Below are 20,871 nucleotides of genomic sequence, written 5' to 3' on the forward strand. Positions count from 1 at the left end.
TGAATGCGTTATGAAAATACAAAACTCTAAAGATGTTCTGACCATTGATTGCGGCTTTCTCAAACCGCGCTTTCAGATCCTCATCGCCGAGGTGCAATCCTGGGCGTTTGTGGCGGAGGAGAATGGCGCTACTTACTTGTCCTTCCTGCTGGAAAACGCGACGCAGCATGTTTCAGTTACCGTTGCTGACGAGAACGAATTGGATCAGGTTCTTAACGACATCAGCTCTGCTTTAAACATGACGCCGCATTTGGACATCGCGGAACAAAGATTGAACTGCGGCAACGTAATCATGGCGGTGGATGGGACTCTCGGGGTGGCGGCCCTTGCGAGCATTTTGGTGTCAGCTGTCGCCAGTTGAAACTGGCTATCGGCCTTGAAATGGGGGACTAAAAACTGGGTTTGAATAAGTACAGTCTAAAAGAGTTGATTGGAGACTATCTGGAATGCGGAGCAGAGGTGACGGCTGATGAGCTTGAGCTTATCCGGAGCGCATTTCGCGGGGCGGTCGACACAGTGGACGGCCCCGTAAGATTTTATGTGGACCTTGAAACTCTGGTCCTGGAGCACGCGGATACGGCCGAAGCGATCTGGAGCGCTGATGCAGACGGCAAGCTAAAAGGGCGCCGCGGCAGAATCCTGGCGGATTTGGATAGCCTCGATGACTGTGTAAATCAGAACATAGTTGATTTGTCGGCTCTTCATGACAGCCGTGTTCTAAATAGACTCAAGGACGCTTTTGCAGGATCTGATGATAAAAGAACCCTATGGATTGCGTTTGAGAAGAAAGTTATTGAGCCTTATCGAAGAATTGAATAATCCATTTTTACCTAAACGCTCAGCTTAAAAGCGCCCTGTGACATTGCCCGCTTATTAAATCCCGCGAATTATTCTCCAGTTCCTTTCAATATTCTACGGAGTCTCTTAACGAGGCTCCGTTAGAGTGATCAATGATCAAAAACGGAAACTTACTGTAATATTTTTTCTTCTGAGTGGCGTAATAAAGCCTTGCTTTTTAACCGAGAGTAAAAGCGGCTTCACAGGGCGCTCTAACGGTAGTTTGATCTATATCAAATCGATAACTTTTATCGCGCAAAAAACAACTTTTACAAGTCGCTTAAATAAACCTAAGAATAGGGTGTCGTTACGGTCGCTATTGTACCTATCGTTGGTAAATTAAACAGAACAGTAAGTGGAAGTTATGACCAAATATATTGCGTAGAAAAGCTTTGTTAAATTGGCGGATGCAGCGTGCGTTATGATTTTATTGAAGGTTAGAGGAGGCGATAGCCTGTTGATGAATTTTTTTCATAGATATCAGGGTGGTTAAATTTAAATCTGATTAAACTCTATTAATTATTTAACAATCTTTCGTACTGGCGTAAATATATACGAATGTATATTTGGACTGGTTAATACTTTCGTATAATTGCTGGCGTCACGGTAAAAATATTTTTATAGACCTTCATTCTTTAGAAGGCTTATGCATTTTTATTGGTTTCTGAAACCTCTGTTAAATGCAGGTTTACTATTGTCAAAGCGTCCTTGGCGCCAAGTCTCTGTCGGTCACTACAAGGAGGTATGAAATGTCGATTGCCAGCCCCTCTTAACAGACTCATTACATTGAATGTAGTCGGTCATTCAGTTGTGTCAATTTTCTATTTCAATTAAGCATCCATGCCGGTGGAAGGTAGAAGATTGGGCAGGTTGTTAAATTAAGTATAGCTGTATAGAAATTATGGAAAGCATCTGTATAGATTTTAATGGTAATAAAGTTTTTGGTTCTTACGATCCCAGGTTCAGGGCAGTCGCTGAACAATTTATTGAAAACTTCCACCATCACGGAGAAGTAGGCGCTTCCGCCTGCATTCACTTGCAGGGCGAAACGGTCCTGACTCTTCATGGCGGCAGTGACGGCATAACGCCGGGGAGCCAATGGGAGGAAGATACCCTGGTGACCATCTGGTCCTGCACCAAACCGGTAGTGAGTCTTTGCGCAATGCTGTTGATGCAGGATGGGCTGTTGAGGCCGGACCAGCGGGTGACTGACTTTTGGCCTGAGTACGGCAAGAACGGTAAGCACGCCACCACGGTGGAGATGTTTTTAAATCATACCGCCGGAGCGCCGACCATCAACTCCGCTTTGTTGTCCAGCGAATGGGGCGATTGGTCATTGATGACCGAACTGCTGCAAGAGGCGGAACCCTTTTGGAATCCTGGAGATGTGGTCGGTTACCACCCCTATACATTTGGCTGGCTGGTGGGGCGTCTGGTGCGGACGATTTCTGGTATGTCGGTGACAGAGTTCGTGCAAGAACGGATATCAAAACCACTGGGGCTTGATCTCTGGATTGGCGCTCCCGCCAAGGTCAGGCATCGCATCGCCAAGACCCTGTTGGCGGAGGCTCCGGTGGAGTGCGCCTACAGGAAAGCGGCGCGTGACCGTCCCGGCTCGCTGCAGGCGGTTATCGAAAAATACCCCATAGACTTTGTTAACCGCAGCAGCGGATATGAAGCGGAGCTCTGCGCCGCCAATGGCGTCACCAATGCTTTTAACTTATCGAAGCTGTTCAGCCTGCTGATGGATGACGGAAAGCTGTTAAGCCGGGAATACCTGGCGTTAATGACGTCGATCTCTTCCGAGACGGAGGAAGACGCTACGTTTCTGACGCCGGCCCGTTATGGGCTGGGTGTGATGAAACGCTTCGGCGAACTGAGCGATCAGGACAAATTCATTATAGGCGACAGCGCGTTTGGGCATGTCGGCGCGGGCGGACATGTCGTGTTTGCAGATCCGGATTGTGATGTCAGCTTTGCCTACACCATGAACAAAATGGGCGGCGAGCTGCACCTGAATCATCGCGGACAAGGTTTGATTAATGCCGTATACCAGAGCATCGGCGGGAACAGGTTTCCCTAAGATGCCGGTTGTTATAATCATGGAGGACTCATGCGCGAATATAGTTCTATATCGTATATTGGAAATAAATGGCCCACTGATTATCAGTCGCCTTACTTAACAAGAAATCCAGAAAAGTGGCTCACTAAAGAGACTCGCCTTTTTGCGATCGGCAGTTGTTTCGCCGTGAACTTAGGGCGCTGGATAACACAGCATGGCGTGCCCATTGTATCTCCGGAATGGGGGTTACATTATAACTCTTCCACGATTAAAGAAGAGTTAAGCAGCGCTGCGGGAAAATCAAAAGCGTCTGTTATATGGAAAGCGTCTACTGACAGTGGCGTCAGGTATTTTGATGCGGGACGCCACCCTGTGGCGGCGAATTCTGAAGAGGAATTAAAGAGTCTGATTACCGCTATAGAAGCGGCGGGGCGTGAAGGCATGATTGAGGCGGACGCTTTTGTCGTCACCCTTGGTCTGTCGGAAGTCTGGGAACAGAAAGTAGGCGATGAGTGGCGTATTTTAAACAGAGCTCCGCTCAGCTCTCTTGATCGTGAAAACTATAACTTTAGAAACCGCTTTCAGACGGCGGAAGAAATTAAAAATGATCTACATGCGATTGTGGATTTGATTAACTCTGCGAGCGATTATAAAAGACCTGTTGTCATCACTGTTTCTCCCGTTCCATTAAAAACGACTGGCGCCGGTTTTGACCCGCGTATCGCAAACACGCGTTCGAAATCCAATATTGTTGCGGCGGTGCACCAATTTCTGGATGAGATTGAAGAAGAGGGAGGTCACCAAGTGAGTTATTTCCCTGCGTATGAGATGTTTCAATATATCGCCGCCGAAGATAATTGCTGGCAGTCGGACGGAAGGCATGTCACTGCAGAAAAAGTAAACTATGTATGTAAACAGTTTACGAATATATTCGCTCAGGATGAAAAGGAATTCCCCACTATAAAAGGATTTGAGGTGCCTCGTGTATGAATATCCCGTCTATTGCAACGCTTGAAAGTTTTAAGTCTATCAATGAAGAGAGCATCAGCATCAATATCTCTTCCGCTAAAAATTCCATTCTTCCGTTGTTGTTCGCGTCGATTTTGCATGCAGGAAGGACGAGGTTTCTCATAGGGGATGGCGCCACTTTAGTTGATGTGAAAATTGTTATTGAGATCCTAAGGTCTTATGGCGTCGAAGTATCTGTCGAGGACGGCGTGGTCGACATTGACGCAAGCCGCATTGAAGCCAACCAGACCTGCCCGGAGTTGTGCAAGAAAACAAGGTACTCAATCCTGGCGTTGGGAGCGTTGATATCGCGATGCGGCTTTTCTGAAGTCGGTTTGCCCGGCGGGTGCGACCTCAACCGGCCCATAGATTTTCACCTGCAGGCGCTAAAGAGTCTGGGCTGCGAAGTCAGCGAATCGGAAGGCGGCGTCAGAGGGAAGAGAGTGCGGCCATCTGAAAATGTGGTCAATTTGCCTTATCCCTCGGTGGGGGCGACGCTGAACGCCATACTGTGCGCCGCTGGCGCGGAGACACGGAGTGGCGAGCCGATCCTGATTCATAACTGCGCCACGGAGCCGGAAATTGATGATGTCATTGCGTATCTGGGTAAGATCGGGATCTCGATCAGACGCAAATGGCGCATGATAGAGGTGGCGTCATCGAACCGGCAGGTGGTCGACGTGGTGGAGCACAGACCTATTTACGACCGCATAGAAGCCGGTTCCTATGCGCTGGCGGCGGCGATATTCGGCATTGGCGTACGGCTGAATAACGCGCCGATCAATTTAATGTCGGCGGTGATATCAATCCTGCTTCAACTTGGTTGTAAAGTTAACCGTGACGGCGGCGCATTGATTATCGACGCCAGACAAATAGACAGCGATACCGCCATCAGGTTGTGCACGGAACCCTATCCAGGGTTTCCCACTGACTTGCAGCCCATATTGACGGTGCTGTGCACGACGCTGAATACGGCGGGTGTGATCAGCGATACGGTTATGCCTGAACGCACTCGATTTGTGGACGAGCTGGTCAGGCTGGGGGCGGATATCACCGTCTGTAATTCAGAAATAGTGGTCAAGCCCAAGGGCCGCGAAGATAAAAGTCATTACCCGATCAGCGTAAAGGCGACGGATCTCAGAGGCGGCATGGCGGTCCTGCTTTACGCGCTGAAAAACCGAGTCGCCTGCAATATCGATAATTACGGCTACATCAAGCGGGGGTACTCGAATGTGGAATCCATCATTGAGTCCCTGGGCGGAGGGCTGCAGGTGTGATGCTGCGAAATATCAATCTACTGGCGTATAACACCTACAAAGTGAATGCGACTGCGGAGCTGGTTGCTATACCTGAGAATGAAAACGAGCTGATATCCCATCTGCAGTATATCGGCTCAACGGAGTTCGCCGTGATTGGCGGCGGCAGCAACATCATTTTATCAAAGCCTGACTACCGATTTCCCCTGATCGTTCTTACGGAGTTCAATCGCTTCATCCGCGTGGAAGGAAATCACATCATAGCGGGCGCCGGCGTTTCGCTGTCGTCGGTGGTGGAAGCCGCCGTGTCCAACGGGCTGTGGGGGCTTGAAAAGCTGATCGGCATACCGGGAACTCTGGGCGGCGCGGTCTACATGAACGCCGGCGCATATGGTCAGGATATCGGTTCGTCAATCGAATGGGTTGAATCTCTGGATATTCGTAACCATAGCTTAGTCAGGCGCACGGGAGAGGAGCTGGGCTTTTCGTATCGGCATAGCGATTTTGTGAACTGGAAGCATGAGATCATCTGCTCCGTGAAGATTGCTCTGACTGATAAAGCGCCGGAAGGAGAGAATGGAGACATTCGCTCGGTCTCTTTATCGACGCTGCGAACGCGGCTTGCGAAACTGCCTTACGATCTTCCGAACGCCGGCAGCGTATTCAAGCGGCCTGATTACCAATACCCGGTCGGCAAAATGGTGGAAGACCTGGGAATGAAAGGCCGCTCAGTGAATGGCGCGATGGTTTCCCATATGCATGCGGGTATTATCGTGAATACAGGGTTTGCGACCGGATCGGATATACAACGCCTGGCCACGGAAATACGTGGCGCGATCAAAAAGAACTATGGTTTGGACATTGAAATGGAACAAATAGTGTTATGAAGTTAATTATTGAGTTGGGACGCCGCATTCAAAACCTGGGCCGACGGGCGGTTAGAGCGAAAACGGTTGGCGTGCGGGCGCTGGTGTTTGACTCCGATAACCGCGTTCTGTTGGTCAAGCACACCTATAGAGAGGGATGGCATACGCCAGGAGGCGCTGTTAATAACGGCGAAACGCCGATCGACGCCGTCCGTAGAGAGGTCTTGGAAGAAACCGGCGTAACGCTCGACGATAATATCGATCTGTTCGCGGTGTACCTGAATAAATGGCGTAATCTGGACGACTTCCCCATTTTGTACGTGGCGAAGAATCAGGAAGGCGATGTGGCGACCAATGACCGCTATGAAATCGCTGAAGTCGGCTGGTTCCTGCTGGATTCGCTCCCCGAGGATACGACGCAGAAAACGCGACGGAGGATTGAAGAGTACCTAGGGAATCAAGCCGTTTCCAATACTTGGTAATGGAATAGCTTGGCGCTGATATGACAGGTTCGTAACCCGGCGCACGGATGCGCAGGATCTGTCGTGGCGGACATACAGGTGCGGACAAACATACAGGTTGTGGACAAACAAAAGGAGACTGGTTGTCCGCCGGATTAATTATTCAGGGAGTTTGCGATGGCGGCCGAATATGCCTTGGCGATAGGGAATGACGATGTCGAGCGGCTGGATATTTTAAATGATATATACAGCGAAATAAGCGAGAAATACATTCGTCATGCGGTCTTTGAGCGTTATCGTCCCAAGACGGTGATGGAAGTAGGGTGTGGGCATGGGCGTCTGCTTTGTTATTGGGCGGGTCTGCTGGCCGGCGAGCAGGGTACGATTACCGGCCTTGATTGTTTTAAGGAGCAGCTCCAGCAGACGGAGAGACGGGTTCAGAGCGAGAAACTCTCAAACGTGGACCTGATGGAAGCGGATATCAACGCCACAGAGATAGAGCGCCGTTTTGACTGTGTTTACGGTCGTTTCGTATTAATGCATCAACCGCATAAACAGAGGTATCTGGAGAGAGTCGCAGGGCTTCTTAATCCCGGCGGAGCGGCTGTTTTTGAGGAGCCGGAATTATCCAGCCAGTTTTGCTACCCCTACTTGTCTGAGTTCTATTACGCCAATGAGCTGACGCTTGAGCTGGGCAAAATTAAAGGGGTGAATTATGACTACGGACACCATCTCCTGAACGATATGCCGGCGTCTTTGCAAGTGAGCGATATTCATATCGAGCAACCCGTGCTGAAGAGCGCCAGAGAGAAACTGATCGTGGCTTACTCGTTTAAACAATTATCCGCGGAGCTCATACACCACAAACTGATCGAACCGGGACAAGCTGAAAAAATCTATAACAAGCTGGTTCAGTTCGCCTCTGATCCTGGTTCTCTGATCGGCTCGCTCAAGTTGTTTCAAGTGACGGCGGTTCGTCAGTAATTGATAGGGAATGTGTCATGACGCCAAGAGTTGCGAAGAACTTTTTAACCATTACATGCCTCTGGAACGCGGAGCGAAGGGCCAGAGAGTGTTCGGCGACGCATGTGGTGTCTTTGCTGGACCCGGATCTGGATAGCCGCAGCGTTCCCGATTTATCGGGGGTTGTCAGGGAGCACCACATACTCCGGTTATATGATCAGGAGAGAGCGGGGGAGACTCAGCATTTCGACGCTCTGATTGCCGATGCATTGGCTAGATTAAAGCCTGTGACGGAGAACCCTGAAAACCGGCTGGTCATACACTGCCATGCAGGGGTAAGTCGATCCACCGCCTTAGGGTACGGAGTGCTTTCGCTACTTCACGGAGAAGGAAAGGAAGCGGACGCTTTCAACGATCTAACCAATATCACCTGTAAGCCCTGGCCTAACCGGCGCATAGTCGAAGTCATTGACAGTCTGCTGGGGCGCGACGGACGAATGCTCAGCCCTCTGGATGCATACCGGAGTCAGCACCCCTTCAGGTTGCAGAGCTACCGGCGTCTCAATAAAAAACGCGGGATTGTTTCCCGCGTAGAACGTTGATGTCTGCGAGATATCGATAATCAAATGAGCCGAAAACGACAGGGCCGGGCGTATGTCAGGTCCTGTCTTCCGCTGCTTATTTCCCCTGGTTGCTCCAAGTGCTGTCGCGTTATTCCAGGGGCCAGCCCAGGCCTTGGTGGAAACACACTGAATTTTTATCGCCCAACGGTGGCATGGTGATTGGAACGCTGCATTCTAATGCTGGTGGAAGTGGTCAGTTTGACGCCACAACGGCGATGTCTCTGATTAACAGTATTGGCGAAAATACTTTTATTGTCGGAGGCGACTTCAACTGTCAGCCATCTGAACTACCCAGTGGTATGACCAGAACCGTCCAGATAGGAACAGCGTCGAGAGGCTTTAAAGTCTACCCGTCCAGCTGCGGTAAGGTTACGCACCCTGGCTCTGGCAAAGAACTTGATTTTTTTCTGCGCAGCGAGAGTGTTTCCACCAAGAATACAGAACGACACCATGAGCAAGGCGGAGATCATTATCCAGTTGTCACTGAAGTCAGTTAGCTGATTTGATACTCAGAAATGGAGTTTTCGGCTGGGGCGTCAATCCCGGCCACATTCCAGTCTTAAAAATCCAGACTCCTGAAATAGCTGACAAGCTGCTCCACAACGATTCGTATGCGTTCGGTCTTTTTTAAATCCGGATGGCTCAAGACCCACATGTCGCTGGTTTTTCCGGGCGCAAATTCCGCTAACTCGACCAGTCCGCTGCGGCGTTGATCCACTGGCAGAAATGCAATGCCGTGTCCGCTTTCTGCGCAATAGGACATGGCGGTCAGTTCGTTGCATCTTGCCACGATGGAGGTCGCATGATTCTTCTCAAGCCAAGTGAACGCCGGCAGGCTGAGCATGCTCCCCGAGGCGCCAATAAGAGGATAGTTCGCCAGGGTTTCTAATGTTGGCGACTGTTTAAAGCGCTCCATAAATGACTCAGCGACAAACATCGCCCAGGGAATCGACGCGACTTTACGGCCAATCAAATGATCCGGCGGCGAGCTGGTCGCTCTAACGGCAATATCGGCGACGCGTGAATTCAAATTGAACTCATCGTTACTGGAGAGTATCTCGAAAGTGATGTCGGGATAGTCTCGCGCAAGCGGTCGCAATGCCTCCGGCAGGTAACGGTTTGCAATGTTGAAGGGCGCGGTAATCTTCACAACGCCGCTAGGTTGAAATTCCCTGCCGACAATTTGGCGTTCGATCTGCTCCGCGCCATCGCGCATGCGGTTGGCGAACACGAGCATCTTCTCCGCCAACGGTGTTGCGACATAGCCTTTTGAGCCGCGTTCGAACAACTTCCCGCCGACCTCGTTTTCCAGAGACTCCATGCGTCTAAACACAGTTGTGTAGTTGACGCCCAGTTCTTTCGCCGCCCCGGACATAGACCCTTTATGGGCCACAAGGGCGAGTATTTTCAGAGAATTCCAGTCCATGACTAATGCATATATGCAATTGAGAATTTCAAAAATTACAACTACGAACGCATTGATGCAATCAATAAAATGAAAACATCACTATTCACTTGGAGACTCCCATGACTATTTCCCGAAACTATGAACTGGCGGCGTTGATACTGCGCGTGACGCTCGGCGTGGTGTTGATCGCTCATAGCCTGTATTTAAAACTGGTCGTCTTTACACTGCCGGGCACGGCTGAATTCTTCAGCTCAATCGGCCTGCCTGCATTTCTCGCCTACCTCGTTTTCTTCGTGGAGGCGGTGTCCGGGATTGCGCTCATTATTGGTTTTCATAGCCAGATCGCCGCCGTCATGGTTGCGCCAGTATTGCTAGGCGCGACCTGGGCGCACTGGGACGCGGGATGGTTGTTTGCAAATGAGGGCGGCGGCTGGGAATACCCACTGGTTTTGGTCTTGATGGCGGTTACCCAGGTTTTCTTAGGCAATGGGCGTTACGCCATCACCAAGGAGGCCTGAAATGAGTATCGGAGCTATTGAACTGGTCAGTTTTAAGTTATGTCCTTACGTGCAGCGCTCTGTGATTACGCTGCTGGAAAAAGGCGTTGCGTTTAAACGTACGGCTATCGATCTGGCGAACAAACCAGGCTGGTTTCTGGCGCTTTCTCCCACAGGGAAAGTCCCCTTACTTGTGATTGATAACAAGGACGTTATTTTCGAATCGGCGGTGATTTGCGAATACCTCGATGAAGTCACGGAAGGAAGTCTGCTCCCGGCGGACCCGAAATTACGGGCATTTCATCGGTCATGGATCGAGTTTGGCTCGCAAACCTTGGATGCGATCGGCAGGTATTATTCCGCCCAAGACAAGGAAAGTTTCCGCAGTGCGGAAGAACTGCTTCGGCGTCGGTTTGAACGGCTGGAAGAAGTGGGTGTCGGTCCTTACTTTTCGGGCGCCGATTTCATGATTGCGGACGCTGTTTATGCGCCGGTCTTTCGCTATTTCGATGTGTTTAACTCTTTAATCAAAATCGATCTGTTTAAGGGACTGGCGAAAGTCGAAGCCTGGCGCCGGCAGATGGCGGCCAGACAGTCTGTCATCGACGCGGTGGATGCGGACTTCGCGCAGGCGTTGATAGCCTTTGTCATTCGCAAACAGAGTTATCTCTCGCATCTGCTGCAAGCTGGGGCGAAGGGATAGCTTTTTTCAGAGGTTCCCTAATTGTCTGCAATCGACAAGGCTTGCGCTTGTCCTTTGCCTCTGGGTATCACCAGTGGCGTATGGCTCACGGGGTCTTCTATGATCAGGCTGGATAAGCCGAAGACCTCCTCCACCAAGGCTTCAGAAATGATGCTGGCGGGCGGACCCTCCGCGATGATGGCCCCGTCGCGCATGGCGATGAGGTGAGTGGCGTAGCGGCAGGCGTGGTTGAGGTCGTGCAGCACCGCGATGAGGGTGCGGTTATCTCTGCGGTTCAGGGTGCGAAACAGCTCCAGCAATTCGATTTGATGGGTGATATCCAGATAAGTGGTGGGTTCGTCCAGCAGCAGGAGTGACGTCTGCTGAGCCAGGGCCATGGCGACCCAGACGCGCTGTCGCTGGCCGCCGGAAAGTTCGTCCACCATGCGGTCGGCCAAGCCTTCGACGCTGGTGCTTATCATGGCTGCGTTTACGGCGCTTTCATCCTCCCGGCTCCAGCGGCGAAAGGCGCTTTGATGAGGATAGCGGCCGCGCGCCACCAGATCCCGCACACGGATGCCCTCCGGCGTGTTGGCGCTTTGCGGCAGAAGCCCCACCTGACGCGCAACCAGTTTGGCGGGATAGCGATGGATGTCCTGACCGTTCAGCAATACCTCGCCCGAGACGGGCTTCAGCAGGCGGCACAGACTGCGCAGCAACGTAGACTTGCCGCATCCATTGGGGCCCACGATCACAGTAAAAGATCTATCTGGAATCGCTACATTGAGATTTTCACTGATTATGCGCTGCTCATATCCCACCGTCAGCCCTTGCGTTCGCAAGCGCGGCGGCTGGCGTTGCGGCGGTTCGATATACAGAGGGGTAGGCTGTTGCGTCATGAGGTTTTCCGCTGTGAGTCGTTGATAAGCAGCCAGGCCAGATAGACGCCGCCGATGCAGATGGTGACGACGCCGACCGGCAACTGACTGGGGGCGAACAGGTGGTGTGCGATCTGGTCCGCGGCAAGGAGCAACAAGGCGCCCATCCAGGCGGAGTTCAGCAGACTGACGCCATCGGCGGCCAGCAAGCGGCGGGTGATCTGCGGCGCCGCCAACGCAATAAAACTGATAGGGCCAGTGGCGGCGGTGGCGGCGGCGGTCAGTGACACCGCCAGAATCATGAGCGTCAGGCGTGAGCGGTTAACTGCAACGCCCAGCGCCTGAGCGGCGTCGTCCCCCATGGCCAGCAGGCGCAGGCGTCTTTGCAGAGGGACCGCGGCGGCGATGGCCAGCAGACAAAAAATCAGCGATGGCGACGCTTTGCTCCAGGTGAGGCCATTCAACGAACCCGCTCCCCACAGGGCGGCGGACATCGCAGCTTCCAGACTGGCGCTGATCATCATCCAGGTGTTAAACGCATTGAGCAGGGCGCTGACTGCAATGCCGACAATGATCAATCTGAATCCCTGGGCGCGCCCTTTCCGCCAGGCGAGCGCATACACCAGCAGCGCCGTCGTCAACCCGCCCAATAACGCCCCGGCGGCAGTCGCATAATAACCACCGTGGAAGACGGCGATCACCAGCAGTGCGCCGCTGTAGGCGCCAGTATTGAAGCCGACCACGTCAGGACTGCCCAAAGGGTTACGGAGTAACGATTGAAATATCGCCCCACTGACCCCCAGCGCAGCGCCGAGAATCAACGCCGCCGTGATGCGGGGCAGTCGCCATTGGGTCACGACAATTTGCGCCTGTTCCGGGCCTGCGCCGAACAGTGCGTTCACGACGTCGCTGAAAGGCAGCGTCAGCGTTCCCCAACCCAAAGCGGTTAAACCCAGTCCCAAACAGATAATGCAAAGCATGCATCCCAAACCCAGCGCCCATTTATGGATGGGGAGGCTGAAGGGGGCGTCCATTCCGCCAACGAGAAAATAGTCGGCGCGATTCACTACGCGCCTCCCTGATGGCGTCGCGCCAGCCAGATCAGTATTGGCGCGCCGAGAAAGGCGGTGACAATAGAGACGCGCAGTTCGCCTGGGGCGAGGAAGCGTCCCAGGATATCCGCTGACAGCAGTAAACAGGGGGAGAGGGTCAGGGTCAGCAGGATGATCCAGCGCTGATCGGCGCCCATCAACCAGCGCGCGATATGGGGAATCATCAGGCCCACGAAAGCAATAGGGCCCGTCGCCGCGGTGGCGCCTCCGCACAGCAAGGTGATCGCCAGGATGGACAGGCCCTGCACCCATTGTGGCTTCGCGCCCAGCGCTACCGCCAGATCTTCACCCATGGCGATGGCGTTAAGCGGCGTCGCCAGGAACAGCGCCAGGAGAATCCCGGCAACGATGACCGGAGCGACCCACAATACTGGCTCCAGACTGCGCACGTTCAATGAGCCCGCGCTCCAATAACGCATGGTGTCGAAGACGGAGGGATGTAGCAGGGTGACCGCGGATGCGGCGCCAGCCATGACTGCGCCAATGGCGACCCCCGCCAGCACGAAACGCAATGGGTCCATGCGCGTCGCTCCGTAATAACCGGCGAAGAACACCAACACCGTGGTGAGCAAGGCCCCTAGCGACGCCAGTCCGAGATATCCCACTTGTGAATGAACGCCGAAAAACGCCACCCCGAGAACCATCGCCAGGCCAGCGCCGGCGTTGACGCCAAGTATGCCAGGTTCCGCCAGAGGGTTGCGGGTTAATGCCTGGATCAACGCCCCGGAAGCCCCCAAGGCGGCTCCGGCCAACAAACCCAATAGCGTACGAGGTAAGCGGCTTTCCAGAATGATGGTGGCGTCAGGACCGCTGGCGTCGCCAGACAGGCTGTCCACCACGGTGGCGAAGGGAATCGCCTTCGCTCCCAGAATCAGACTGAGTGCGGCGATCAGACTCAACAGCGCCAGACTGACCAGAAAAATAGCCCAACCTGTCCTTCCTGAGTCACGTCGACGAACAGGCAGGGAGGAATTGGAGGAGGGGGAGAGAGTAGCGCCGCTCAAAATATCACTTAATGCAAATGAGAATGATTTGTATTAACGATTGGTATACTATCATGCTGCGCCACCGGGTAAAACCATTCCTGCGCAATCCTGCGAATAGAGGCAGGGAACTCACTTCTATTCATCAATTCATTGGCTGGTGTAATGAGCAAATCATCTATTTTTGTGGACTTCAGTCTGCTCAAAAACAACGCGCACTTTCGCGCCGTTTTCGTGGCGCGAATGATGTCGGTATTCGCCCTTGGCATTCTCACGGTCGCCGTTCCGGTGCAGATACACGAGCTTACCGGCTCAACGCTGCAAGTCGGCTTAGCTATGGCGCTAGACAGCGTCGGCATGTTTGTCGGTCTAATGTGCGGTGGTGTATTGGCGGATCGCTTCGACCGCCGCAAGTTGATTCTGACGGCGCGCTTTCTGTGTGGCGTCGGGTTTCTCGCCCTGGCGTTAAACAGTTTCGTAGCGGAGCCGTCGCTGCTGGCGTTATATATCGTTTCCGCCTGGGACGGCTTTTTCGGCGCCATGGGCGTCACGGCGCTGATGGCTTCGATTCCAACCCTGGTGGGCCGTGAAAACCTGGCCGCCGCCGGGGCTTTGAGCATGCTTACCGTGCGCTTTGGCGCGGTGATGTCTCCAGCGGTGGGCGGTCTGATTATCGTCTCCGCCGACGTGAGCTGGAACTACCTGCTGGCGGGCGTCGGCACTGTGGCGACCTTGCTGCCTCTGGTGCGACTGCCTTCCTTGAAACCCGGGGATCATCCGCCAGGGCATCCTCTGCAAGCGTTACTGGAAGGCTTTCAATTTCTCTGTCGCCACAAAATAGTCGGCGCGGTGATAGTCGTGGGCGCGGCGCAAACAATGCTGAGCGCCATTCGCGTGCTGTTTCCCGCGCTGGCTGAAGAAGGCTATGGCGGCGGCGCCTTTGAAGTCGGGCTGATGTTCTCCGCTGTGCCTCTGGGCGCGATGCTCGGCGCCTTCACCAGTGGCTGGGTCGGCGGCTGGCGGCGCCCTGGCGCGTTGATGTTGGGCGCGATGAGCGCCTCGGCGTTGGCGGTGGCGTCGCTTGGCGTAGTGAGCCATATCTGGCTGGCTCTAGTGGCGTTGGCGCTGGTCGGCTATCTCGGGTCCATCACGTCTCTATTGCAGTTCATGCTGGTGCAAAGCCATACGCCAGATCACCTGCTGGGGCGGGTGAACAGCCTGTGGAGCGCTCAGGATGTGGTTGGCGACGGCGTTGGCGCGGTTGGACTGGGCGCGTTAGCGCGGGCGGTGACGCCGGTGCTGGGCGTCTTTTCCTTCGGCGTTGCGGTGGCGATGGCGGGGGCGGCGCTGACCTTGGGATTCAGCTCCTTGCGGACACTGCAATCCGGCGCGCCACCGGAAGAAACCAATCCTATGTCTGGCTTTGCCGCAGAAAGCGAAGAACCGGCTTAATGCCGGGACAACCCGCTGCGCTCAGTGATGATCTGGGTGCAGTGGGTGCAGTGGGTATAGAAGCCAAATCCAGTTGGCTCTCAAGGATGCGTGATAAACGACGCATTGGCGTCGGCGACTGCCGCAGGCGTCTCAGGAAACAGGTCGGTCAGTCGCTGCAATAAATTGCTGGCGCTGTAGTAGTCCAGACGAAAGGTATCCAGCCCCACAGCGTACACCCGGTTGCTCTGGATAGCGGGCGTATGGGCGAGAAATTTATCCTGGCTGATTTGCCGCACTCGATCTTCATTGGCGGAGAACAGCAGCATGGTGCGACCCTGTAAGCCGTCGGACAGATTTTCTCCGGCGAGCTGAACGATGTCCTTACGGACGCCTTGACGAGTCCCACCTTGAATATGGGAGGGCGGCGTGGCGACGTCAAAGCCTAGCGCCTGCAACAGCCGCCCTTGCGCAGAGTCCGGCGTCCACAGGTTAGCGCCGGAGCCGTCTTCGTAATACACCAGTGCGGAGACCGGTTGCGGGGGCAGCTGTATGCGCGCTTTCACATCGGCGACCCTGGCGTTGAATTCATCGATGACCGACTGCGCCTGCTGCTCGCGGCCTGTCGCGGCGCCCAGCAGGGAGGTCAGCTGCTGCCAGCTCTTATCGTCGTAGTTGAGCACTAAAACAGGAGCGAACAAGCTGAGTTGCTCGTAAAGAGCGAGAGCGGAATCGCCGCCGGTTCCCGCCATGACAATCAAATCCGGCTGCGCCGCGATGATGGCCTCGGCGTCCGGCGCGCCCTGATAGATCGGACGCACGCCGCGTCGACGGGCGATGTCGCCCCATTGGCGGAAAAAGCCCTGTGCATCGGCGACCTCGGTATTGGGCGAGGAGGCGCCGCTGGCCACCACGGGGGCGTCAATGGCCAACAGGACGCCTGTCAGGGTCACGCTGGTGGAAACAATACGCTGCGGCGCGTGCGTTATGGTGAGGTCGCCCTGCGGTGTGGACAGCGTTCTCGGCCAGGTCGACGCGTTTTGCACGGTGAGGGCGGGTGCGGCCTGTGCCGACGCGTTGGGAGCAGCGTCTCCGTCTGCGCCGCAGGCGGTTAGCAGGCTGGCGCATAGCGTCAGGAAAAGAAACAAAAAGCGATTGTGCGGCATCGTGATATCTCTACCCCATTTGGTGATTGATTTGGCCCTGAGTCGCCGCTGGCGCTGGCTTTATGTGGATCGTTGACGAAAAGCGGCGCTAACGCGTTGACAGGATGGCGGTCAGAACTCATATAATGTTAACGCAAATGATAACTATTATCATTAAGTGTTTGTTGACCACCATCAACCCTTTGGAAGCGCGTCGTCGTGGGCGTCTTTCCCGATTCAGGAAGTGTCGAACGCAGTCATCATGGAAAAAATTCGCTATTTGCTATTCCCCCTGTTATTGACCGGATGTAGTGAGCAGGAAGCCCCTGCGCCCGCTCCGCCGCCACCGCCGGAAGTGGGCGTAGTGACGCTGACGCCTCGGGACGCGCCGATACGGACGGAGCTATCTGGGCGGACGGTCGCTTATCGCTCCGCGGAAGTTCGTCCTCAGGTCAATGGCGTTATCGAGCGCCGTCTGTTTACCGAAGGCGCGAGGGTGGAGTCGGGGCAGGCGCTGTTTCGCATTGAGTCTGATCGCTATCAGGCGTTGTTCGATCAGGCGCAGGCTAATCTGGCGACGGCCCAGGCGCGGCTGGACAGCCTGAGCGCAAAGAGTCGGCGTTATACTGAGCTGGCCGCTAGTAAAAGCGTCAGTCGACAGAATCATGAAGATATCCAGGGCGAGTATCGGCAGGCGCAAGCCTCGGTGCAGGCGGCGCAGGCGGCGCTGCAACTGGCGAAAGTGGATTTACAACGCACGGAGATCGCCGCTCCCATCGCGGGCCGCATCGGTCGCTCCGCGGTCAGCGAGGGCGCTTTAGTGACCGAGGGGCAGAGCGCGCCGCTGGCATTGGTGCAGCAACTGGACCCGATTTATGTGGACATGACGCAATCCAGTCGCGAGTTGCTCTCCTTGCGCTGGGCTCTGTCTGAACAGTCTGATTCGGAAGCTGGCGAAGAAGTCAGGCTGAAACTGGAAGATGGCGCCGATTATCCTCACCCAGGCGTTCTGCGTTTGACGGAAGTCAGTGTGAACGAGCAGACTGGTTCGGTGACCTTGCGCGCGGAGTTTCCCAATCCCGATGGGCTGCTGTTGCCCGGGATGTTTGTGCGGGCGGAACTGACGCGGGGCGTGCATTCGGATGTCTATCTCACGCCGCAACAAGCCGTGACGCATAACGCCCGCGGCGAAGCTATGGCGATGGTGGTGACGGCGGAAGAGGTCGTGGAGGAGCGTCTCCTGCATATCCTTGGCGCGCAGGAACGTCACTGGATTGTCGGCGCAGGCTTGAACCCGGGCGACAGGGTGATCGTGGAAGGTCTGTTGAACGCCTTCCCCGGCGAGTCGGTGAGAGCCACTGAGCTCACCGTTGATCTCGCAGCGGCGACCCTTCAGTAATAGGCGGCGACAATGAGAGACCCTGTGCAGGCTGATGACCTGAGCCGCCGGCGATTGGCTGAATTTTTTGTTAACCGCCCGGTGTTTTCCTGGGTGGTGGCGATTGTAGTGATGCTGGCTGGCGCGCTCGGGCTGATGTCCATGCCGGTGTCGCAATATCCGGATATCGCGCCGCCGACGATTATGATCTCGGCCAACTATCCGGGCGCGTCCGCTGAAGTGGTGGAAAACAGCGTCACCCAGATCCTTGAACAGGAACTGAAAGGGTTGGATAACCTGATGTATTTCAGTTCCCGCAGCAGTTCCTCCGGCGCGTCGGAAGTCATGCTCACTTTTCGGCATGGGACCGATGCGGATATCGCTCAGGTGCAAGTGCAGAATAAAGCGGCGCAGGCGTCGGGACGTTTGCCGGCGCCGGTGCAGCAACAGGGGCTGACTGTTAATAAGTCCCAGAACAACTTTCTTATGATTCTGGCGTTTTATGACGTCAGTGACCGCCTCAGCGACACGGATATTTCCGATTGGCTCGCGGGCAGTCTGCAGGACCCCCTCAGCCGGGTGGACGGCGTGGGATCAGTGCAGAATTTTGGTTCTTCCTACGCCATGCGAATCTGGCTGGACCCGCACAAACTCAACAGTTATCGCTTGATGCCCCAGGACGTGATCGACGCCATCGCGGCGCAGAATACAGAAGTCTCCGTGGGCGAACTCGGCGCGCTTCCCGCCAGACCGGGACAGCAGTTGAACGTGAGTGTCACCGCCCTGTCGCGGCTGACGTCGCCGCAGCAATTTCGCGATATTCTCATCAAAACCGACGGGGACGGCGCGGCGGTGCGATTGGGGGATGTGGCGAGGGTTGAGTTAGGCGCCGAGGATTACGGCGGAACCACCAAGCTGAACGGACACCCGGCTTCCGGGTTGGCGATTATGCTGGCGCCCGGCGCTAACGCCTTGCAGGTCGCAGAGGCGGTAAAGCGAAGAGTGGCGCAATTACGCCTTAGTTTTCCGCCGGGAGTGGAAGTCGCCTTCCCGGAAGACACCACGCGTTTCGTGAAGCTTTCCATCGAATCGGTATTATTGACTCTGGTGGAAGCGGTGGCGCTGGTGGTGCTGGTCATGTTCGTGTTCCTGCAGAACTGGCGCGCCACCTTGATCCCCGCGATTACGGTGCCTGTAGTGCTGCTGGGAACATTCGGCGTGCTCGCGATCGCCGGCTATTCCGTCAATACGCTCAGTCTGTTCGCCATGGTGCTGGCGATAGGCCTGTTAGTGGACGACGCCATTGTCGTAGTGGAAAACGTTGAACGCATCATGCGTGAAGAAGGACAGGGTGCGCGCGAAGCGACGCTGAAATCCATGGGCCAGATCACCGGCGTGTTGATCGGCGTGGCGGCGGCGCTGGCCGCGGTCTTTCTGCCCATGGCGTTTTTTTCAGGATCGGTGGGGGTGATCTATCGGCAGTTCTCCGTCACGCTGGTGGCGGCGATGGCGTTGTCGGCATTGGCGGCGATTTGTTTGACGCCGGCGCTCTGCGTCAGGTTCCTGCGCCATGGTCAGGCGTCCGTCGGCGTGTTCAGCGCCTTGAATCGCGGCTTCAGCAGGATTCAGCGTCGTTATGTCGGCGGCCTGGGTTTCATGCTGTCGCGGCCGTTCCGATTCAGCGCCGCCTACCTGTTAGCGGTGGGCGTGATGGCGTTGGTGTACTGGCGCTTGCCCACGGCGTTTATTCCCGATGAAGATCAGGGAACCGTTCTGGTCCAGTTCAACCTGCCTGCGGGCGCCACCTATGATCGTACCGCCAAGGTGGCGCAAGAAATCGAACGCTATTTCCTGGAGCAGGAAAAGGCGAATGTGGAGTCCGTGTATATCCTGTCCGGCTTCAGTTTTGACGGCGCGGGACAAAACGCGGGCATGGGGTTTGTGGCGCTGAAAGACTGGTCGCAACGGGAAGGCGCGGCAAACAGCGCGCAGGTGATCGCCGATCGCGCAACGGAAGCTTTTGGTCGTTTGCGCGACGCTCAGGCTTACAGCATGGTATTGCCGCCGATTGAAGGTCTGGGACGCAGTAACGGTTTTGAACTCTGGTTACAGGACTTGGGGGGATTGGGCGCAGAGGGGCTGGCTGAGGCGGCGGCGGGGCTGGAGCGAAGCCTTCAAGAGGGTGAGCGTTTTTCCTATGTGCGCGCCGGCGCTGACCGCCATGTCCAGCAACTGCGTGTGGAGATTGACCGCGAAAAGGCGTCCGCGCTGGGACTGGCGCTGGAGGATGTCAATCAGACCCTGAGCGCCGCCTGGGGCGGCTATTACGTGAATGATTTCGTGCATCAGGGAAGAGTGAAGAAAGTGCTGGTGCAGGCGGACGCACCCTTTCGTGCGGCGCCGGACGACCTGCGTCACTGGTATGTGCGCGGCGCCAGCGGCGCCATGACGCCTTTCACCGCCTTCAGTGGTACGGAATGGCGCAACGGACCCACGGAAATAAGCCGCTATAACGGACTACACGCCATTCCCATCTTCGGCGCGGCGGCGCAAGGCGTCAGCTCCGGCGATGCGATGGCGCAGGTTGAAGCGCAGGCGGCGCGCTTACCGGGAACCAACTTTGAATGGAGCGGCCTGTCCTATCAGGACAAGCTGGCCAGCGGACAAGCCCCGCTGCTGTACTTGGCGTCGATCCTGTTTGTGTTCCTGTGTCTGGCGGCGTTGTACGAAAGCTGGAGCATACCCTGCGCCGTGGCTCCGGTGATCCCTCTCGGCGTGTTGGGTGCGCTGTTGGCGGTATACTGGCGCGGTTTGCCCAATGATATCTACTTCCAGGTTGGACTGCTGACGACTATTGGATTGTCCGCCAAGAATGCGATTCTGATCGTGGAGTTCGCCGAAGCAGCGGTGCGCCAGGGTATGGCGCCAATGACCGCAGTGGTGGAGGGCGCGCGTTTACGACTGCGTCCCATCCTGATGACCTCACTGGCGTTCGGCGCCGGCGTAACGCCGCTAGCCCTGTCCACCGGCCCCGGCTCAGCAAGTCAAAACGCAATTGGAACCAGCGTACTGGGCGGCGTTCTGACGGCGACAACACTGGCGATATTCTTTGTGCCGTTGTTTTACTTGTGGGTGAAGGGCTCTATTCTGAAGAAGCGGCGCAAGGCCGTTCTGATAGAAGGTTCCATAGAAGAAAAGGCGGAAGCGCCGGCATAATTTCAGGTGGGCGAATCGGCTGATTCGTTAGAATCATATAACGCTGCTTCGCCATCGTGACGATG

At 55.3% G+C, this 20,871-nt stretch carries 19 protein-coding genes; 14 read left to right on the top strand and 5 right to left on the bottom strand.

Annotated features, from left to right (window positions below; translation table 11 throughout):
• Positions 1–10 precede the first annotated feature (10 nt).
• The 9 genes from O5O45_RS08540 (at position 11) to O5O45_RS08580 (ending at position 8,055) form a co-directional block, all read left to right on the top strand.
• Complete coding sequence (locus tag O5O45_RS08540; protein WP_305904792.1) at positions 11–361, top strand: hypothetical protein; 351 nt, start codon at positions 11–13, stop codon at positions 359–361.
• A 41-nt stretch (positions 362–402) separates the two neighbouring features.
• Positions 403–819: a hypothetical protein gene (locus O5O45_RS08545; RefSeq protein ID WP_305904793.1), complete on the top strand. Its 417-nt coding sequence runs from the start codon at positions 403–405 to the stop codon at positions 817–819.
• A 919-nt stretch (positions 820–1,738) separates the two neighbouring features.
• Complete coding sequence (locus O5O45_RS08550; RefSeq protein ID WP_305904794.1) at positions 1,739–2,920, top strand: serine hydrolase domain-containing protein; 1,182 nt, start codon at positions 1,739–1,741, stop codon at positions 2,918–2,920.
• Between the two features lie 30 nt (positions 2,921–2,950).
• Complete coding sequence (locus O5O45_RS08555) at positions 2,951–3,889, top strand: GSCFA domain-containing protein (RefSeq protein WP_305904795.1); 939 nt, start codon at positions 2,951–2,953, stop codon at positions 3,887–3,889.
• On the top strand, positions 3,886–5,184 hold the full coding sequence (locus tag O5O45_RS08560) for a UDP-N-acetylglucosamine 1-carboxyvinyltransferase (protein ID WP_305904796.1): 1,299 nt from the start codon (positions 3,886–3,888) through the stop codon (positions 5,182–5,184). Before O5O45_RS08555 ends, O5O45_RS08560 begins: the two co-directional genes overlap by 4 nt.
• Positions 5,184–6,050 (top strand): UDP-N-acetylmuramate dehydrogenase, encoded by an 867-nt coding sequence (gene murB, locus O5O45_RS08565; protein ID WP_305906196.1) that lies wholly within the window; start codon positions 5,184–5,186, stop codon positions 6,048–6,050. Before O5O45_RS08560 ends, murB begins: the two co-directional genes overlap by 1 nt.
• A complete protein-coding gene (locus O5O45_RS08570; protein ID WP_305904797.1) occupies positions 6,047–6,511 on the top strand; it encodes an NUDIX domain-containing protein in 465 nt (154 codons plus the stop codon). Before murB ends, O5O45_RS08570 begins: the two co-directional genes overlap by 4 nt.
• 156 nt (positions 6,512–6,667) lie before the next feature.
• Positions 6,668–7,474 carry a class I SAM-dependent methyltransferase gene (locus tag O5O45_RS08575; RefSeq protein ID WP_305904798.1) on the top strand — a complete coding sequence of 269 codons (807 nt, stop codon included), beginning with the start codon at positions 6,668–6,670 and terminating at the stop codon, positions 7,472–7,474.
• A gap of 17 nt (positions 7,475–7,491) precedes the next feature.
• Positions 7,492–8,055 (top strand): protein tyrosine phosphatase, encoded by a 564-nt coding sequence (locus O5O45_RS08580; protein WP_305904799.1) that lies wholly within the window; start codon positions 7,492–7,494, stop codon positions 8,053–8,055.
• 580 nt (positions 8,056–8,635) lie between these two features.
• Here O5O45_RS08580 and O5O45_RS08585 read toward each other — a convergent pair.
• Positions 8,636–9,502 carry a LysR family transcriptional regulator gene (locus tag O5O45_RS08585; protein WP_305904800.1) on the bottom strand — a complete coding sequence of 289 codons (867 nt, stop codon included), beginning with the start codon at positions 9,500–9,502 and terminating at the stop codon, positions 8,636–8,638.
• Positions 9,503–9,603: 101 nt separating this feature from the next.
• Here O5O45_RS08585 and O5O45_RS08590 point away from each other — a divergent pair, with 101 nt between their 5' ends.
• Together O5O45_RS08590 and O5O45_RS08595 are read left to right on the top strand one after the other, a co-directional pair.
• Positions 9,604–10,002: a DoxX family protein gene (locus tag O5O45_RS08590; protein ID WP_305904801.1), complete on the top strand. Its 399-nt coding sequence runs from the start codon at positions 9,604–9,606 to the stop codon at positions 10,000–10,002.
• Between the two features lies 1 nt (position 10,003).
• Positions 10,004–10,684 (top strand): glutathione S-transferase family protein, encoded by a 681-nt coding sequence (locus O5O45_RS08595; RefSeq protein ID WP_305904802.1) that lies wholly within the window; start codon positions 10,004–10,006, stop codon positions 10,682–10,684.
• 17 nt (positions 10,685–10,701) lie between these two features.
• Here O5O45_RS08595 and O5O45_RS08600 read toward each other — a convergent pair whose 3' ends face one another.
• Genes O5O45_RS08600 through fepD form a run of 3 tightly spaced genes read right to left on the bottom strand, consistent with a single transcriptional unit; the run spans position 10,702 to position 13,657 of the window.
• Entirely contained in the window at positions 10,702–11,562 is an 861-nt protein-coding gene (locus O5O45_RS08600) for an ABC transporter ATP-binding protein (RefSeq protein ID WP_305904803.1), read from the bottom strand.
• Positions 11,559–12,608, bottom strand: a complete 1,050-nt coding sequence (gene fepG / locus O5O45_RS08605; RefSeq protein WP_305904804.1) for an iron-enterobactin ABC transporter permease — start codon at positions 12,606–12,608, stop codon at positions 11,559–11,561. Before fepG ends, O5O45_RS08600 begins: the two co-directional genes overlap by 4 nt.
• Positions 12,608–13,657, bottom strand: a complete 1,050-nt coding sequence (gene fepD / locus O5O45_RS08610; protein ID WP_305904805.1) for a Fe(3+)-siderophore ABC transporter permease — start codon at positions 13,655–13,657, stop codon at positions 12,608–12,610. The genes fepG and fepD overlap by 1 nt, the downstream gene beginning before the upstream one ends.
• A 144-nt stretch (positions 13,658–13,801) precedes the next feature.
• On the opposite strand from fepD, the gene entS reads away from it, so the two are divergent.
• Positions 13,802–15,088, top strand: a complete 1,287-nt coding sequence (entS, locus tag O5O45_RS08615) for an enterobactin transporter EntS (protein ID WP_305904806.1) — start codon at positions 13,802–13,804, stop codon at positions 15,086–15,088.
• Between the two features lie 80 nt (positions 15,089–15,168).
• Here entS and fepB read toward each other — a convergent pair whose 3' ends face one another.
• Positions 15,169–16,233, bottom strand: a complete 1,065-nt coding sequence (fepB, locus tag O5O45_RS08620; RefSeq protein WP_305904807.1) for a Fe2+-enterobactin ABC transporter substrate-binding protein — start codon at positions 16,231–16,233, stop codon at positions 15,169–15,171.
• A 241-nt stretch (positions 16,234–16,474) separates the two neighbouring features.
• Between fepB and O5O45_RS08625 the strand changes: the two genes are divergently transcribed.
• Both O5O45_RS08625 and O5O45_RS08630 read left to right on the top strand, forming a co-directional pair.
• The gene (locus O5O45_RS08625; RefSeq protein ID WP_305904808.1) at positions 16,475–17,611 is read left to right on the top strand and encodes an efflux RND transporter periplasmic adaptor subunit; all 1,137 of its coding nucleotides are present in this window, start codon (positions 16,475–16,477) and stop codon (positions 17,609–17,611) included.
• A 12-nt stretch (positions 17,612–17,623) separates the two neighbouring features.
• Positions 17,624–20,806, top strand: coding sequence for an efflux RND transporter permease subunit (locus tag O5O45_RS08630; RefSeq protein ID WP_305904809.1), 3,183 nt, complete (start codon positions 17,624–17,626; stop codon positions 20,804–20,806).
• The last annotated feature ends 65 nt before the right edge of the window (positions 20,807–20,871 follow it).

Origin of the sequence: Hahella sp. HNIBRBA332 (assembly GCF_030719035.1) — a bacterium.
GTDB lineage: Bacteria > Pseudomonadota > Gammaproteobacteria > Pseudomonadales > Oleiphilaceae > Hahella.

Coding starts and splice junctions, on each gene's coding strand:
- O5O45_RS08540 (WP_305904792.1), top strand. CDS start 11: ATGAAAATACAAAACTCTAAAGATGTTCTGACCATTGATTGCGGCTTT.
- O5O45_RS08625 (WP_305904808.1), top strand. CDS start 16,475: ATGGAAAAAATTCGCTATTTGCTATTCCCCCTGTTATTGACCGGATGT.
- O5O45_RS08600 (WP_305904803.1), bottom strand. CDS start 11,562: ATGACGCAACAGCCTACCCCTCTGTATATCGAACCGCCGCAACGCCAG.
- O5O45_RS08630 (WP_305904809.1), top strand. CDS start 17,624: ATGAGAGACCCTGTGCAGGCTGATGACCTGAGCCGCCGGCGATTGGCT.
- O5O45_RS08590 (WP_305904801.1), top strand. CDS start 9,604: ATGACTATTTCCCGAAACTATGAACTGGCGGCGTTGATACTGCGCGTG.
- O5O45_RS08575 (WP_305904798.1), top strand. CDS start 6,668: ATGGCGGCCGAATATGCCTTGGCGATAGGGAATGACGATGTCGAGCGG.
- O5O45_RS08595 (WP_305904802.1), top strand. CDS start 10,004: ATGAGTATCGGAGCTATTGAACTGGTCAGTTTTAAGTTATGTCCTTAC.
- entS (WP_305904806.1), top strand. CDS start 13,802: ATGAGCAAATCATCTATTTTTGTGGACTTCAGTCTGCTCAAAAACAAC.
- O5O45_RS08580 (WP_305904799.1), top strand. CDS start 7,492: ATGACGCCAAGAGTTGCGAAGAACTTTTTAACCATTACATGCCTCTGG.
- O5O45_RS08555 (WP_305904795.1), top strand. CDS start 2,951: ATGCGCGAATATAGTTCTATATCGTATATTGGAAATAAATGGCCCACT.
- O5O45_RS08570 (WP_305904797.1), top strand. CDS start 6,047: ATGAAGTTAATTATTGAGTTGGGACGCCGCATTCAAAACCTGGGCCGA.
- O5O45_RS08560 (WP_305904796.1), top strand. CDS start 3,886: ATGAATATCCCGTCTATTGCAACGCTTGAAAGTTTTAAGTCTATCAAT.
- O5O45_RS08550 (WP_305904794.1), top strand. CDS start 1,739: ATGGAAAGCATCTGTATAGATTTTAATGGTAATAAAGTTTTTGGTTCT.
- fepB (WP_305904807.1), bottom strand. CDS start 16,233: ATGCCGCACAATCGCTTTTTGTTTCTTTTCCTGACGCTATGCGCCAGC.
- murB (WP_305906196.1), top strand. CDS start 5,184: ATGCTGCGAAATATCAATCTACTGGCGTATAACACCTACAAAGTGAAT.
- O5O45_RS08585 (WP_305904800.1), bottom strand. CDS start 9,502: ATGGACTGGAATTCTCTGAAAATACTCGCCCTTGTGGCCCATAAAGGG.